Raw genomic sequence first — 16,108 nt, forward strand, 5'->3', positions numbered from 1 at the left:
TGAAATTGTTATTTCAGCTTCTCCCCAGTCAGCATCTCATAACTCTGGAGATATTTCTCAATGGTTTTCTGAACAACATCTTCCGGCAGAGTCCAGTCATTTCCCGGATTTGCCTTGAGCCAGTCGCGTGCAAACTGCTTGTCGAAGGACGGTTGGCTGTGACCAACTTCGTAGCCTTCTACCGGCCAGAAACGGGAACTGTCCGGAGTCAGCATCTCGTCGCCGATGACGATGTTGCCGTTTTCGTCCAGACCAAACTCAAACTTGGTATCTGCGATGATGATGCCGTGGCTGTATGCGTAGTCAGCGCATTTCTTGTAGAGTGCGATGGTGCAGTCACGCAGTTTTTCAGCATACTCGGCACCTTTGCCCGGGAAGTATTTCTCGAGGTGATCGATGCTCTGCTCATAGGTGATGTTTTCGTCGTGATCACCGATCTCTGCCTTGGTGGAAGGGGTGTAGATCGGCTCAGGCAGTTTCTGGCATTCCTGTAAGCCTTCCGGCAGCTTTACGCCGCATGCGGTTCCGTTTTCTTTATAGCTTGCCCAGCCGCTTCCAGTGATATAGCCGCGGACAATGCACTCTAACGGGAGCATGGTGAGCTTCCGGCACATCATGGTCTTACCTTCAAATTCCGGAGTCTGGAAAAACTCCGGCATTTCTTTTACGTCGGTGGTGATCATGTGGTTTGGCAGAATGTCTTTGGTTAAATCAAACCAGAATTTGGACATCTGGGTCAGAACTTTACCTTTGTTTGTCACCGTATTGTGGAGGATCACATCAAAACAGCTGATGCGGTCAGTGGCTACCATGATCAGGCTGTCACCGTTGTCATAGATTTCGCGTACCTTTCCTTCTTTAACTGGTTTCATCTTCATACCTCGCTGAGTGTTTTTTATGGTTTGCGGCTGTGTAATACAGGCAGCTGCAAAAACTGTAAAGTTACGATTGTAGGGGGAGCTGCCACGAAAGAAAGCAGCTTCTGCTAATAGGATATACGCAAAACGAATAAATAGCAAGTCTTTTATTAAAAAAACTTATAAAATTTTTCGGACTGGGGAGGGAGCGCTTTACAATTCAGGCTCTGTGCCATATAATGGGGCATATGTAATAATCGCTGACACGCTGTACCGGAAAGGTGCGGAGGATGGCAAAGATGCCAGGTGTAAAGCAGTGAAAATTGGAGAATATGATGATAACTAAATTATGGAAGAAACTCGTAAACCGGGAGACCATTTCCTACCTGATTTTCGGGGTACTGACGACCCTGGTGGACTGGATCAGCTACTGGTACATGCGCCATATTGGAATCGATTATCGGGTTGCTACGGCGGGATCCTGGGCGGCGGCAGTGATGTTTGCTTTTGTGACGAATAAACTGTTTGTGTTTTGTAGTTTTGACCTTCATCCGAAAAAAGTCTGGTCAGAATTTGTCCCGTTTGTGGCGTGCCGGGCAGCAACCGGCGCATTTACCATGGTGGCAATGATCGTTATGGTGAGTGGACTTGGAATCAAACAGGATTTTATCTGTAAGATTGTGGTATCAGCCATTTCCCTGGTCCTGAACTACGTCTTCAGCAAGTGGTTTATTTTTATTTCATAGGAAAGTGCATCCTATGAAATGAAAAACGCTCCGCGAGGATCGCACTGCGGCAGAAAGGAATCATGTCGCCATTGCGATCCGCCGCAGGCGAAGAATCCTGCAAAGCAGGATTCTTTCTTGAAAACAAGGAATCATAATCATCGTAAGTAGGGAGATGCAGCATGCAAAGCGAAAAAATCGCCTGTGTTACGAGAGAACTAGAGGATTTACTTATGGTTGAAGAAAAAAGAGGCACACTTCGGGAAAACAAGGGAAGTGTGGCGGATCTGCTGGCAGAGATGGAACGTGCGGTCGCCAGTGTGGAAGCCAAAAGCAGTCAGACTGAGCAGTTCGTGGAGAAGACTCCGGAAACATCTGAGAATGCAGGAATGCCAAAACGTGAAAAGACATCGGAGAAAACACAAATGCCGAAAAATCCAGAAACATTGGAGAAAACACAAATGCCGAAAAATCCAGAAACACCGGTGAATGCACGAATGTCGGAATCAGCAGAAAGATCGGAAAGTGCAAAAATACCGGAACGAGAAGGTGCATCATCGGTGCAGGTCGGAAACGACCCACCCAGGCATCTCACCCGTCAGGAAAAACGTGCGAAAAAGCGTCTGCGCAGGCAGGCTATGGAAGAGGAAGGTCTGATCCGCTCCGGCGATGCCCTGATCGCAGCATTTTTGATTCCGGTGGTGATCATGCTGATCATTTTTGTGCAGCGGGGGATTTTTCCATTTGGGGAGGAAACCTTCCTGCGAACTGACATGTACCATCAGTATGCGCCGTTCTTTTCGGAATTTCAGTCTAAACTGAAAAACGGCGGCAGCCTGCTTTACAGCTGGGACGTCGGCATGGGCGTGAATTTTTCAGCACTGTATGCCTACTATCTGGCAAGCCCGTTCAACTGGCTTTTGATCCTTTGCCCAAAGGGGCTGGTCATCGAGTTTATGACGTACCAGATTGTGCTGAAAACGGGTCTGTGCGGTCTGACGATGGCGTATTATTTAAGGAAGCATTGCAGAACCAATGATTTTGGTGTGGCGTTTTTCGGTATTTTTTATGCCTTATCGGGATATATGGCGGCTTACAGCTGGAATATCATGTGGCTGGACTGCATTATCCTGTTTCCACTGATCGTTTTGGGACTGGAACGGCTTGTGAAAGACGGAAAAGGAATGCTCTACTGCCTGACGCTTGGCATGTCCATTCTTTCCAATTATTATATCTCCATCATGACCTGCATTTTTATGGTGCTGTATTTTATCGCCTTGCTGGTTTTGGATGAGGACATGCACTGGGAAAAATTTATTGGGCGCGGATTCCAGTTTGCAGTGTATTCCCTGCTGGCGGGTGGTCTGTCGGCGATAGTTCTGCTTCCGGAGGTCTTTGCCCTGCAGATGACTGCTTCCGGAGATGTGAGCTTTCCAAAGACATTTTCCCAGTATTTTCCGATTTTCGATATGATCGCGCGTCATATCGGCAACGTGGAGACGGAAATCGGACTGGATCACTGGCCGAATGTTTATTGCGGAGTAGCGGTGCTGATGTTTTTCATTCTTTACCTGCTCTGCAAAAAGATATCTGCAAAGGAAAAGGCGGTATACTGTATCATGCTGCTGTTCTTCTTTGCAAGCTTTTCGTTTAATGTCCTGAACTTTATCTGGCATGGCTTCCATTACCCAAACAGTCTGCCGTGCAGACAGTCCTATATTTATATTTTCCTTGTGCTGTTTGCGTGCTACCGGGCTTATATGTATCTGAGGGAAACACCGTGGAAGCATGTGACGGCAGCGTTTGCCGGATCGGTGGTCTTTGTGCTGATGGCACAGAAGCTGGTTACGGAAGATCACTTCCATTTTATTGTATATTATGTGGCGATTTTGTTCCTGGCGCTGTATCTGGGGGCGATTGCGCTATACCAGAAGGGCAGGCGTTATTATTTCCCGGCATTGTTTTATGCACTGGCAGTGGTTTCAATTGAAGCCGCGGTGAATACGGCAGTAACCAGTGTGACGACAACCAGCCGGACGGCCTACACGGACGATAATGCGGCTGTGGAGCAGCTGGTGGATTCTATCCAGCCGAACGATACATTTTTCCGCATGGAAAAAGTAACACGGAAAACCAAAAATGATGGAGCCTGGATGCATTTCCCATCGGTTTCCCTGTTTTCTTCTACTGCGAATGCAGATCTTTCTGCATTGTTTAAGAAGCTGGGCTGCGAAAGTTCGACGAATGCTTACAGCATTACCGGAAGTACACCGCTTATCGATGCGCTGTTTTCCGTGAAGTATGGAATTTATTCGGAAAAGCCGGAAGACACTTCCCTTCGCACGGTGATCGGGGAGCAGGATGGTGTCTGGCTGTATCAGAATAACTACACGCTTCCGGTTGGTTTTTATGTGGAACCGGACTTTGAATCCAAATGGAACCGGGAAACAGGAAATCCGGCGGATGTCCAGAACAGCCTGGCTGATGCGCTTGGGGCTGAGCAGATCATGAATCTGGTCCTGGATACAAGTACAGAGGGCAGTGACCTGATCTTTTATCCGGAAACAAGCGGGGAGTATTACGCTTATGTCGGAAATAAAAAGATTGAAAAAGTGACAGCCACGACCTGGAAGGGTACGAAAACCTTTACCAATGTAGACCGCGGCTATCTTCTGGAACTTGGCTATTGCGTTGCCGGGGAAGCAGTTACCCTGACAGCCGTGGACAGCAAGGAAGAAATGTGGGCCGATGTATACCGCTTCTCGGAAAACGGACTCGGCTCTGTCGCAGCGAAGCTTTCTGCCCATCCATGGACGCTGACGAGCTGGACCGACACCTCATTAAAAGGAACGATCAGCTGCGACCAGGATGGCTGGATGTTCACGTCGATTCCTTACGATGAAGGCTGGAACGTTCTGGTCGATGGAAAAGAACAGAAGCCGGAAAAGATTCTGGATGCATTTGTGGGAATCTGGCTGAGTGCCGGAACCCATACCGTGACGATGGAATACACACCGAAGGGACTGATTTCGGGAGCAATCATCTCAGGAGTCAGTGTGGTGCTGCTGGCATTGATTGCACTTGGCGGATATTTCCTTCGCCGGTACCGGGAAGAGCAGGAGTATGAACAGTGATCATGATAAAAAATACGAAAAAGAGGAGACGAATATTATGAAATTATGGGGTGGACGCTTCACCAAGGAAGAAAACCAGCTGGTACACAACTTTAATGAATCCTTATCCTTTGACCAGAAGTTCTATCATCAGGACATTCAGGGCAGCATTGCGCATGTCACCATGCTGGCAAAGCAGGGCATTGTATCGGAGAAAGATCGCAAGGCAATCATCGACGGATTAAACAGCATTCTCACCGATATTGAGTCCGGCAAGCTGGTATTTACCAAAGAACATGAGGATATCCACTCTTTTGTAGAGGCAAATCTGATCGAACGCATTGGCGACGCCGGCAAGCGTCTTCATACCGGACGAAGCAGAAATGACCAGGTCGCACTCGACATGAAGCTTTACTGCCGCGATGAGATCGATGAGATCGATGTGCTGGTTAAGAATCTGCTGGAAGAACTGTTAAAGATTATGGAAGAAAATCTGGATACCTATATGCCGGGCTTCACGCATTTACAGAAAGCACAGCCGGTTACTCTGGCTCATCATATGGGCGCTTATTTTGAGATGTTCTCCCGTGACAGAAGCCGTCTGCATGATATCCGTAAGCGCATGAACTACTGCCCGCTGGGCTCCGGCGCGCTGGCAGGAACCACTTATCCGCTGGATCGTGCGTATACGGCAGAGCTTCTTGGCTTTGACGGACCGACCTTAAACAGCATGGACTCCGTATCTGACCGCGATTATGTGATCGAGCTGTTATCGGCCCTGTCCACGATTGCCATGCATTTAAGCCGCTTCTCTGAGGAAATCATCATCTGGAACAGCAACGAGTACCGCTTTGTGGAGATCGACGATGCGTACAGCACCGGCAGCAGCATTATGCCGCAGAAGAAAAACCCGGATATTGCGGAGCTGGTACGCGGCAAGACCGGTCGTGTGTATGGCGCACTGATGTCGATTCTGACTACGATGAAAGGCATTCCGTTAGCATACGATAAGGACATGCAGGAAGACAAAGAGCTGACTTTCGATGCCATTGATACCGTAAAAGGATGTCTGGCACTGTTTACCGGCATGATCTCTACCATGACCTTTAACAAAGAAGTCATGGAAGCAAGCGCAAAGAATGGTTTCACCAATGCAACCGATGCGGCTGACTATCTGGTAAATCACGGTGTTCCGTTCCGCGATGCGCACGGGATTGTAGGCCAGCTGGTGCTGTTCTGCATCGATAAGGGCATTGCACTGGATGACATGACGTTAGAGGAATTCAAGGCGATCAGCCCGGTATTTGAGGAAGATGTTTACGAAGCAATCAGCATGAAGACCTGTGTCGAGAAGAGAACCACCATCGGTGCTCCTGGACAGGAAGCCATGAAGAATGTGATTGCAATTTATAAAGAGCAGTTAAAATAATGGAATAGTCCTATAACGGAAAACCCCGGAACATGTATCATTGCGAAAAGCCAGATTTCAAATTTGGCGATCGGCAACGTTACATCTTCCGGGGTTTGTTTATTACAGTCCGATTTTAGTGTATTCTTTTAATTTTTGCCGCAGCACGCTGTCTGCAGGATCCAGAAACTGACGCTGGTTTTCATAAAGCACATCTCCTGGCTTTAAGGCTGCGCGGTATTCGGCAGGCGTGCGAAGCAACGTGGAACGGAAGCGTGCCGTCAGCGTTTTTAAATCTGGAAATCCATTTCTTAATGCAATGTCGGTAAGATTATCTTTGGTGTAGGTCAGGTCATTTAGTGCATGCTGGAATCGGACACGCGTGAGATATTCATGAAAATTAATTCCCACCATCTGTTTAAATAAAGTAGAAATGTAAGTGCGGTTATACTGGGCATAGTCTGCCAGATCCTCCAGTGCCATTTTTTCTGCATAATGTTCTTCCACATAAGTCAGCAGAAGGCGCATGGTAGAACGGCGCTTGTCATCTTCCGAGATGAGGTTAAGCTGCTGCGGGTCGAACCTGGTGAAAAGGCTGATCAGCAGCAGTTCCAGATTGGCTTTTGCGCTTAACTGTGCATAAGCACCACCCTGCTCGACGGCATTCCAGATCTGGGCTGCGTAAAAACGAAGCTGGCAAAATCTGGGTTCGTAACGGTTCCCTTCGTTGGAAAGACAGGATGGAAACTGGTAGATGTACCCCTTCTTGTTCAGAAACTTCAATGCATTTGCCGGAAAATGGAGAACGAGTGCCCGGGTATCCGGCTGCTGGCGCGTAGACGCATGGCCATTGCCCGGGGCAGTGAGAATCAGATCATCTTCGAGAAGCGTGTGCGTATCGGTGCCGCGGCAGTACTGTTGGTTTCCCTGAAGAACAATGCTCAGCTCATATTCGTCTGTATGCCAGTGATAGCGGTAATTCATAATGTTGTGTGCAAAACAGCGCAGATGGATATTTTCCCGGGGAAGATCCAGCTCATAGTTGGTCTGATCCATTTTTTCTCTCCTTAAAAATCCAAATATTTTCCCTGTCATAAAATTCGGAAATGAAACATGGAATCTGATTAAATTGCTTTTAGGATACCTGACAAAACCAGAAAAGTCAATTATTGTTTCGGAATTTGTACAAGCCCGGAAAAGGAAGAACTGGCAAAACGCACAAAGAAAAAATGCAGAAAACGACAGATTGCACAGGGAAAATATTTGGATTTCGTATTGTCAGATATGCCTGCATAAAAAGAAAATGAGGTTAAAGGAAAAGAAAAGCGTAACGGAAACCTGCGAATATTTGCAGCGACAAACGAGTTTTCCTCTGTTAGGATAAGCACAACGACAACAAGCCTGTGCCCGGGCAGCCAAGTGCTTATGGAGTTTCGAAAAATGATGTTATAATGGAAGGGGAAACTATGAATACTCAAATGATGATCTGCATGGTAATCTTTGCGGCAACGCTGGTTAGTTACATGCTGAACAAGATTCCAATGTGGCTTACGGCAATGATCTCTCTGACAGCGTTATATTTTACCGGCTGTATTGATGCGGCAGGTGCTTTGTCTGGTTTTTCAAATGTAAATACGCTTTTGATGGCAACCATGTTTATTGTGGCAGCAGGATTTCGGCGCACATCTTTGGTAGACGGTATGTGCGGAGCAATCATGAAGCTCACAAGAGGCAGTTTTGTAACCGCATATTTTGGTTATATTCTGCTGGCAGTGCTTCTGACAAACTTTATTGCGAGCCCGATGGTAGTTTATGCGATCGTAAGCCCGCTTCTGGCAGCACTCTGTGACAATACGAACCATAGCCGTTCCCAGTATATGTTCCCGGTTATGGTCGTGTGTGTGGCATGCTGCGGGATTCTGCCGCTTTCAACTGCGATCCAGCAGGCCGGACAGTTTACCGGATTTATGGAAACCTATGGATTTACCGGTATGAGCATCCGTGCGATTGACTTTACCATTGGTACCTGGCCGATTTTGATCATTGTTCCGCTTTGGGCACTGTTTATCGGACCGAAATTTACACCAAAGGCTCCGATTGTCCCGATTGAAGCACTGGAAAACCGCAATTCTGGAAAGCAGGCACAGAAACTCAGCCCGGTTGTAGATAAGATTGGAATTGCCGTATTTTTTGGAACCATTTTATGCCTGATCTTTTCCAGCCAGCTTCATCTTACCACCTGGTCTGTGGCATTGACCGGAAGCCTTCTGATGGTTTTATTTGGTGTGGTAGATCAGAAATCTGCACTGCGTGATATCCCGTGGGATATGTTAATGCTGTTTGTAGGTGCACTGGCACTTGGAACCGCCCTGACGAACACCGGAGCAGGCGATATGATTGGAAATGCTTTGGCAACAGCCGTTGGTGGTACTCACAATAACTATGTGCTTGGTGCGTTATTCTTCCTGATCCCGTTTGCACTGACTCAGTTTATGCTGAACCGTTCTGTATCTGCGGTGTTTGTTCCGATTTGTCTGCTGACCTGTTCCGCACTGGGTGCAAATCCGACAGGACTGGTTCTGTTAGTCAATGCAGGTTCCCTGACGGCATTCCTCACTCCGATGGCGACACCGGCGGTTCCGATGTGCATGGCTGATGGCGGTTATGATTTGAAGGCCATCTTTAAGAGCGGCGCACTGATTACATTGATTTTGCCATTTATCTATATCGTTTATACCATGACAGTATTCCCTGCATTTTAAAAGAAAGGGAGTGACGTGGATATGACACAGGAAGAAAAAATTGCTATTGCAGAGACTGTGCGGCACAGAGATCGTTTTGGTCCTGTGAGTCAGGAAGAGTTAGCGGCACTGCCGGGAAAAGAAACAGAACTTTGGATTCAGACAAAAAACGGTTATTGTGTGCATGTCTTTGAAGAACGGCCGGAAGCTTTGCCGGATCGGGCCCCAATTTTATTAAACTTTCATGGTGGTGGATTTTTAAAAGGACGCACGGATCGTGACCGCAGATATTGCTGTGCAGTCATGGAAGCAACGAATGCTCTGGTATGGGATGTTGATTATAGTCTTGCACCGGAAAAACCGTTCCCTTATGCTGCAGAAGAAAGCTATGGAATCATACAGTATGTGTTTGAACATGCAGAAGAACTGTGTATCGATCCGGAAAAAATCATGCTTGCCGGACATAGTGCCGGAGGCAATCTTGTGGCATCGGCTCTGGTGAAAAATGCGGAAACGAAAGCATTTCATCCATGTTGCGCCTTGATGGAGTATTTCCCAACAGACAATACCGCGAATCCGGTAGAAAGGCTGTCAGAGGAATTAAAACAGGATCCATTCTGGGTGAAACGCGCGGAAACGGAGAAACTGTATACAGATTTTTATGTGGGAGATGCAGATGCATCTGATCCATGCTGTTCCCCTGCTTTTGCAACGGAGCAGGTCCTGGCTGCATTTCCGGACTGTTTGATTTTATCTGCAGGAGAAGACAGCCTGAGAGATGATACGGAAAACTTTGGAATGCGATTGGTAAAGGCGGGAGTTTGTGTAACCATGCAGAGGATTCCAGAAGCTATGCACGGATTTACAAGCAACCGGACACCTGGATGGGAACGAGCATTAGAACTGCATGATCGTTTCTTTTTGGAACATATAAACCGATAAAATGAAAGAATGTAGAACATTAAAGGAGTGAAACTATGAAGATTACAGACGTAAAGCTGCGCTTTGCCAAACATTATCTCTTCGTACAGGTTTACACCGATGCCGGCATTACCGGTCTTGGAGAAGCCGGAAACTGGGGATATCTGCAGGCAACGGCAGCAGCCATTGAAAAGTTTGCGGATTACTTAATTGGAAAAGATCCGTTCCGTATTGAAGATTTTAACCAGAACTTTCTGCGATCCGTGTATTTCCGCGGTTCTGTCATTATGAGTGCGATTTCCGCTATTGACATTGCGCTTTGGGACATTAAAGGAAAGGCACTCGGCGTTCCGGTTTATGAATTATTGGGCGGAAAAACCCGCGATAAGGTGCGCGTTTACGCTTCCGTCATGCATATAACCGATGATAAGGAAGAACTCGCAAAGCAGTATCAGGAACTACAGCAGATGGGCTTCACCGCTGCCAAGATTTTCTGCAACGGACCGAAGAGCAGCGCGGATGGAAAGGGAGAGTTCTTCGCCAGTCGTATAGAGCGGGAAGTAGAAAAAGTCCGTGTCTGCCGGGAAGCAGTCGGAAATGATTTTGATTTCGTTTTGGAAGTGCATCGCGGCATGACCTTGCCAGAGGCTGTCGCATTTGGCCGTGCGGTAGAGCCATACCGCCCGATGATCCTGGAAGATCCGGTTCCGCCGGACAATGTGGATACGATGGCAGAGGTGGCATCCAAGATCGGGGTTCCGATCGCAACCGGTGAGAGAGCCATCGATCTGCGCGAATTTGAAGTGCTGATGGCACGCCATGCATGCCAGTATATCCGTCCGGATGTCTGCGCAGTTGGCGGCATTACCACCAGCAAGAAGATCTGTGCGCTTGCAGAAGCACACGATGTACTGGTGATTCCGCATAACCCGCTTGGACCGGTATCCACGGCAGCCTGCCTGCAGATCTGCGCATCCATTCCGAACCTTGGGATCCAGGAACTCCCGGGCTTCTGCTTAAATGGAGCGGAAGACAAGATGGTGAAAGAACCATTCCATTTTGAGAATGGCTGTATGATGATTCCGGAAGCACCGGGAATCGGAATCGAACTTGCCGACGATGCAGAAGAACTGTATCCGGCAAAAGAGCGCGGCAGCAATGCAGCGCACCGGGCATTCGATGGATCTGTAAAAGACTGGTGATGTAAATAACAATATAAGTATATGACAAGGGCCGTGTGAGTTGCCGAAAGGCAACTCACACGGCCCTATTAAAGTGAATCAAATGGTTATTTTACCCCAGCACCAGGAACACTTCCTGCGTCTGCTTTCCGTGCTGCCGTGTCTGGGCGTGGGTGTCGAAGAAGATGTCCACATGATTTCCTTTGACACCGCCTCCGCGGTCTTCTGCGGTGTAGACAACTCCGCCGATCATGACCTTACTTCCATAAGGAATAACGCGCGGGTCTACGGCAATGGTGTGGCTGGACTTTGCGATGGAACCGGTACAGGTGCGGCGTCCCCAGCCTTCGGAACACTGTTTGCACGGGCAATAGCCGGTGGTGTGGAAGAAACCAAGGGATTTCAGCCCGGTTGAGGCATGTTCGTGGCTATCGTCAGAGGTATTGTTTTCTTCATTATTCTTAGCAGCCTCTCCCTTGGTATAGGTTTTCGGGTTGGAGAGTGCTTTGCCATCTACGTTTCCTTCGATTGTATAAGTTCCGTCCGGGAGCGTGTCCCAGTTCATGGTAATACGGAAACCGTGATAACCGTTTCCGACTCCGTTTTCTTTCAGGTCTAAGCGATAGGTTGCTGCAGTCTGGTGAATACTTTTTACCTGTTCGCCGGTTTCTTTATTGGTGATGGTAACCGTAACTGGAACCGCGGTATTTGGCTGTGTGGAGTCCCAGCCCCAGCCGACAATGGTATTTCCTTCAAACTCATCGAAAGAACCATCCAAGTCGGATGCCAGAGAGGTGAAAGCGCCTCCGATGAGAAACAGTGCGGTGGTCAGCAGAGTTACAAAAAATTTTCGGTTCTTTGACATAAAATCCATCCTTCCTTTTTCCAAATTTGCTGCATGTGAAGCCATACGTAAAAAAGAAATATTTGGTTCACACAAAATAAATATATGTAACAAATTTGTAATATATGAACGATAAGTCCCTATTTTACATGATTTTTTTGATTTGTCAAGGAAAAAACGAAAAGACCTCCATGAAAGACGTTTGCCGGATCCTGTGATGCGGCATTTGGAACACCAGAAAAAAGTAGTGAAACAGAGCATGGAAACTGGAAAAAAATCACAGAAAAAACACAGATTTTTTTAGCAAACCTCTTGACAAACTACATGGGGTAAAGTATATTAATCACAGAATGTTAGCACTCCTTAGTGACGAGTGCTAACAGAGAGAAGAAGGAGGCGGCAGAATGGAACTGGATGATCGTAAAGTCACGATATTAAAAGCCATCATCAAAACTTATCTGGAAACAGGTGAGCCGGTAGGTTCCAGAACCATTTCCAAATACACGGATTTGAAATTAAGTTCCGCAACCATCCGGAACGAGATGTCGGACCTGGAGGAGATGGGGTACATTCAGCAGCCGCACACCTCGGCAGGGCGTATTCCTTCCGACAAAGGCTACCGCTTCTATGTAGACCAGATCATGCAGGAGAAAGAGCAGGAGGTCACCGAGGTCAAGAGTCTGATGATCAAGCGGGTTGACCGGGTGGAACTGGTATTAAAGAAGCTGGCACAGCTTCTTGCCAACAACACCAACTACGCTGCCATGATCAGCGGACCGCAGTACCATCAGAACAAACTGAAATTCATCCAGCTTTCCCAGATGGAAGAAAACAAGCTGCTGGTGGTCATCGTGGTGGAAGGAAACCTCATCAAGAACGCCATGGTGAACATTCCGGAGCCGGTCAGCCAGGAAGAGATCCTGAACTTAAACATTTTACTGAACAGCGCATTGAATGGTCTCACCATTGAGCAGATCAATTTAGATGTGATCACGAAGCTCAAACAGCAGGCCGGTGCCCATAGCCAGATCATTGATCTGGTGCTGAATGAAGTGGCGGGAGCCATCCGGGCCGACGAGGAAGACCTTCAGATCTACACCAGCGGCGCGACCAACATCTTCAAGTATCCGGAACTGAGCGACGGCGAGAAAGCAAGCCAGCTGATCAGTACCCTGGAACAGAAAGATAAGCTTCAGGAGCTGATCACAGATGTAAATGAATCCGAAGACAACAACGGAATCCAGGTTTACATCGGTGACGAGACACCGCTCCAGACCATGAAGGACTGCAGCGTGGTCACCGCCAATTATGAACTGGGCGAAGGAATCCGTGGTACCATCGGTATCATCGGACCGAAGCGGATGGATTACGAAAAGGTACTCAGCACGCTGAAACATCTGATGAAGCAGCTGGATGCCACATTTAAAAATGAAGAAAGTTAGAGTTGCCAGGACGGCAGCGGATGATCATAAAGAAAGGTGAATCACCATGAGTCAGACAGAGAAAGAAATGAAGCAGGGCGCGGCAGAGGCAGAGAACGAAAATCTCGAAGCTGAGCACGCCGAGGCAAATAACGGCGAAGCTTCCGCAGGAGCAGAGGAAAACAAAGCTGCAGAAAAGGAAGCAGAGAGCAAAGAAAACAACGACGCAAAAGAAGATGAGAAAGATGCCAAAGCAGCAAGGAAGGATCCGAAGGATGCCCAGATCGAGGATCTGCAGGACCGCTTAAAACGGCAGATGGCTGAATTCGATAACTTCCGCAAGCGTACGGAAAAAGAAAAGGCAGCCATGTATGAGATCGGAGCGAAGGACATTATCGAGAAGATCCTTCCGGTGCTCGACAACTTCGAACGAGGCCTGGCAGCCGTGCCGGAGGATGAGAAGGGTTCTTCCTTCGCCGAAGGCATTGAAAAGATCTACAAGCAGTTCGTAAAAACCCTGGAAGATGCCGGAGTGGAAACGATCGAGGCAGTAGGTCAGCAGTTCGATCCGAACTTACACAACGCAGTGATGCATGTGGAGGACGAGAAGTATGGCGAGAATGAGATCGCCATGGAACTGCAGAAAGGTTACAAGTACCGCGGAAGCGTGGTACGTCACAGCATGGTTCAGGTAGCAAACTAAACCGGCTGTGTGTAACAAGAACAAAGCGTATTAACAAAATTTTGTTTCAGTATAGAGTAGGAGGAAATCACTATGAGTAAGATTATTGGTATTGACTTAGGAACCACAAACAGCTGTGTAGCAGTTATGGAGGGTGGTAAACCGGTAGTTATCCCGAACCAGGAAGGTTCCAGAACCACACCGTCTGTTGTAGCATTCACCAAGACCGGTGAGCGTCTGGTCGGTGAGCCGGCAAAGCGTCAGGCTGTTACCAATGCAGACAGAACCATCGCTTCCATCAAGAGACATATGGGTACTGACTATAAAGTAACCATCGACGGCAAGAGCTATACTCCTCAGGAGATCTCCGCTATGATCCTGCAGAAGTTAAAAGCAGATGCAGAGGCTTATCTGGGTGAGAGCGTAACCGAGGCAGTTATCACCGTTCCGGCATATTTCAACGATGCACAGCGTCAGGCAACCAAGGATGCTGGTAAGATCGCAGGTCTGGATGTAAAGCGTATCATCAACGAGCCGACCGCAGCTGCACTGGCATATGGTCTGGACAACGAGAATGAGCAGAAGATCATGGTATACGACTTAGGCGGCGGTACCTTCGATGTATCCCTCATCGAGATCGGTGACGGCGTTATCGAAGTCCTTTCCACCAACGGCGATACCCACTTAGGCGGCGATGATTTCGATAATCGTATTACCCAGTGGCTGGTTGACGAGTTCAAGAAGGCTGAGGGTGTAGACCTGTCTGGTGATAAGATGGCGATGCAGAGACTGAAAGAGGCTGCTGAGAAAGCAAAGAAAGAGCTTTCTACCGCAACCACCACCAACATCAACCTGCCGTTCATCACTGCAACCGCAGAGGGTCCGAAGCATCTGGATATGAACTTAACCAGAGCAAAATTCGACGAGCTGACCCACGACCTCATTGAGAGAACCGCAATCCCGGTACAGAATGCATTAAAGGATGGCGGCGTAACCACCGCTGAGCTTGGCAAGGTTCTGTTAGTCGGCGGTTCCACCCGTATGCTGGCAGCTCAGGAGAAAGTAAAACAGATGACCGGCAAAGAGCCGAATAAATCCCTTAACCCGGATGAGTGCGTAGCAATCGGTGCTGCGATCCAGGGTGGTAAGCTTGCAGGCGATGCAGGCGCAGGTGATATCCTTCTTCTGGATGTAACCCCGCTGTCTCTGTCTATCGAGACCATGGGCGGTATCGCTACCAGACTGATCGAGAGAAACACCACGATCCCGACCAAGAAGAGCCAGATCTTCTCTACCGCAGCTGATAACCAGGAAGCAGTAGATATCCACGTTGTACAGGGTGAGCGTGAGTTCGCACGTGACAACAAGACTCTGGGTCAGTTCCGTCTGGACGGCATCCTTCCGGCAAGAAGAGGTGTTCCGCAGATCGAGGTTACTTTCGATATCGATGCAAACGGTATCGTAAATGTATCCGCGAAGGATCTTGGTACCGGCAAAGAGCAGCACATCACCATTACTTCCGGTTCCAACATGTCTGAGGCTGATATCGATAAGGCAGTCAAAGAGGCTGCTGAGTTCGAGGCTCAGGATAAGAAGAGAAAAGAAGCAATCGATGCAAGAAACGACGCAGATGCTATGGTATTCCAGACCGAGAAGGCATTAAGCGAAGTTGGCGATAAGATCGACGCAAACGACAAGGCTGCTGTAGAGGCTGACTTAAACGCTCTGAAAGAAGCGATCAACCGTGCTCCGATCGACAACATGACCGATGCCCAGGTTGAGGACATCAAGGCTGGCAAGGAGAAACTGATGAACAGCGCACAGGCATTGTTCAGTAAGGTTTACGAGGCAGCTCAGGGTGCTGCAAACGCACAGGGCGCAGCAGGTGCACAGGGTGCAGCTGGCGCAGCAGGCGGTAATGCAGGCGCTGGAAATAACGATGATGTCATCGATGGTGACTTCAAAGAGGTATAATCCATATAGTTAGGCATAACGGACCAACGGGGAGACCGCAAGGTCTCTCCGCCAATCCGGAGTACTGCCGGGAGAGGCTGGCGCTTTTTCCGAAAATCTCAGGAGCGTTTGCTCCGGGACTTTCGCAAGAGGCGACAGCCATTTCGGTGTCTGAACGTCATTCCTGTTAAGGCATGCAGAAACAGTGGTTTGCATCGTGTGTGCAGGAATCCGAAAGCTGGACGACAGCATAAAGAGCTTA

The 16,108-nt window shown here is 48.3% G+C and carries 12 protein-coding genes; 9 read left to right on the forward strand and 3 right to left on the reverse strand.

What is annotated here, in order from left to right; translation table 11 throughout:
- Positions 1-8 precede the first annotated feature (8 nt).
- The gene (locus tag DWZ40_RS05680; RefSeq protein WP_118541580.1) at positions 9-878 is read right to left on the reverse strand and encodes a phosphoribosylaminoimidazolesuccinocarboxamide synthase; all 870 of its coding nucleotides are present in this window, start codon (positions 876-878) and stop codon (positions 9-11) included.
- A 311-nt stretch (positions 879-1,189) separates the two neighbouring features.
- On the opposite strand from DWZ40_RS05680, the gene DWZ40_RS05685 reads away from it, so the two are divergent.
- The 3 genes from DWZ40_RS05685 (at position 1,190) to argH (ending at position 6,124) form a co-directional block, all read left to right on the forward strand.
- Entirely contained in the window at positions 1,190-1,603 is a 414-nt protein-coding gene (locus DWZ40_RS05685; protein WP_347560051.1) for a GtrA family protein, read from the forward strand.
- A gap of 212 nt (positions 1,604-1,815) precedes the next feature.
- A complete protein-coding gene (locus DWZ40_RS05690; protein WP_243035217.1) occupies positions 1,816-4,716 on the forward strand; it encodes a YfhO family protein in 2,901 nt (966 codons plus the stop codon).
- 37 nt (positions 4,717-4,753) lie between these two features.
- Positions 4,754-6,124, forward strand: a complete 1,371-nt coding sequence (gene argH, locus DWZ40_RS05695) for an argininosuccinate lyase (protein ID WP_118541727.1) — start codon at positions 4,754-4,756, stop codon at positions 6,122-6,124.
- Positions 6,125-6,226: 102 nt separating this feature from the next.
- On the opposite strand, the gene DWZ40_RS05700 is transcribed toward argH, so the two are convergent.
- Positions 6,227-7,159: an AraC family transcriptional regulator gene (locus DWZ40_RS05700; RefSeq protein ID WP_118541584.1), complete on the reverse strand. Its 933-nt coding sequence runs from the start codon at positions 7,157-7,159 to the stop codon at positions 6,227-6,229.
- A gap of 410 nt (positions 7,160-7,569) precedes the next feature.
- On the opposite strand from DWZ40_RS05700, the gene DWZ40_RS05705 reads away from it, so the two are divergent.
- Genes DWZ40_RS05705 through DWZ40_RS05715 form a run of 3 tightly spaced genes read left to right on the forward strand, consistent with a single transcriptional unit; the run spans position 7,570 to position 10,967 of the window.
- A complete protein-coding gene (locus DWZ40_RS05705) occupies positions 7,570-8,865 on the forward strand; it encodes an SLC13 family permease (RefSeq protein ID WP_243025687.1) in 1,296 nt (431 codons plus the stop codon).
- A gap of 21 nt (positions 8,866-8,886) precedes the next feature.
- Positions 8,887-9,786 (forward strand): alpha/beta hydrolase, encoded by a 900-nt coding sequence (locus DWZ40_RS05710; protein WP_118541586.1) that lies wholly within the window; start codon positions 8,887-8,889, stop codon positions 9,784-9,786.
- Positions 9,787-9,821: 35 nt separating this feature from the next.
- A complete protein-coding gene (locus DWZ40_RS05715; RefSeq protein WP_118541588.1) occupies positions 9,822-10,967 on the forward strand; it encodes a mandelate racemase/muconate lactonizing enzyme family protein in 1,146 nt (381 codons plus the stop codon).
- Positions 10,968-11,058: 91 nt separating this feature from the next.
- On the opposite strand, the gene DWZ40_RS05720 is transcribed toward DWZ40_RS05715, so the two are convergent.
- Positions 11,059-11,811 carry a 3D domain-containing protein gene (locus DWZ40_RS05720; protein WP_243035219.1) on the reverse strand — a complete coding sequence of 251 codons (753 nt, stop codon included), beginning with the start codon at positions 11,809-11,811 and terminating at the stop codon, positions 11,059-11,061.
- A 383-nt stretch (positions 11,812-12,194) separates the two neighbouring features.
- Between DWZ40_RS05720 and hrcA the strand changes: the two genes are divergently transcribed.
- The 3 genes from hrcA to dnaK all read left to right on the forward strand — a co-directional run bounded on the left by hrcA (position 12,195) and on the right by dnaK (position 15,867).
- Complete coding sequence (gene hrcA / locus DWZ40_RS05725) at positions 12,195-13,232, forward strand: heat-inducible transcriptional repressor HrcA (RefSeq protein WP_118541592.1); 1,038 nt, start codon at positions 12,195-12,197, stop codon at positions 13,230-13,232.
- Between the two features lie 46 nt (positions 13,233-13,278).
- Positions 13,279-13,914, forward strand: coding sequence for a nucleotide exchange factor GrpE (gene grpE / locus DWZ40_RS05730; RefSeq protein WP_347560052.1), 636 nt, complete (start codon positions 13,279-13,281; stop codon positions 13,912-13,914).
- Between the two features lie 72 nt (positions 13,915-13,986).
- The gene (dnaK, locus tag DWZ40_RS05735; RefSeq protein WP_118541594.1) at positions 13,987-15,867 is read left to right on the forward strand and encodes a molecular chaperone DnaK; all 1,881 of its coding nucleotides are present in this window, start codon (positions 13,987-13,989) and stop codon (positions 15,865-15,867) included.
- Positions 15,868-16,108 lie beyond the last annotated feature (241 nt).

The sequence above is a fragment of the Clostridium sp. AF32-12BH genome, from assembly GCF_003477935.1.
GTDB lineage: Bacteria > Bacillota > Clostridia > Lachnospirales > Lachnospiraceae > Brotaphodocola.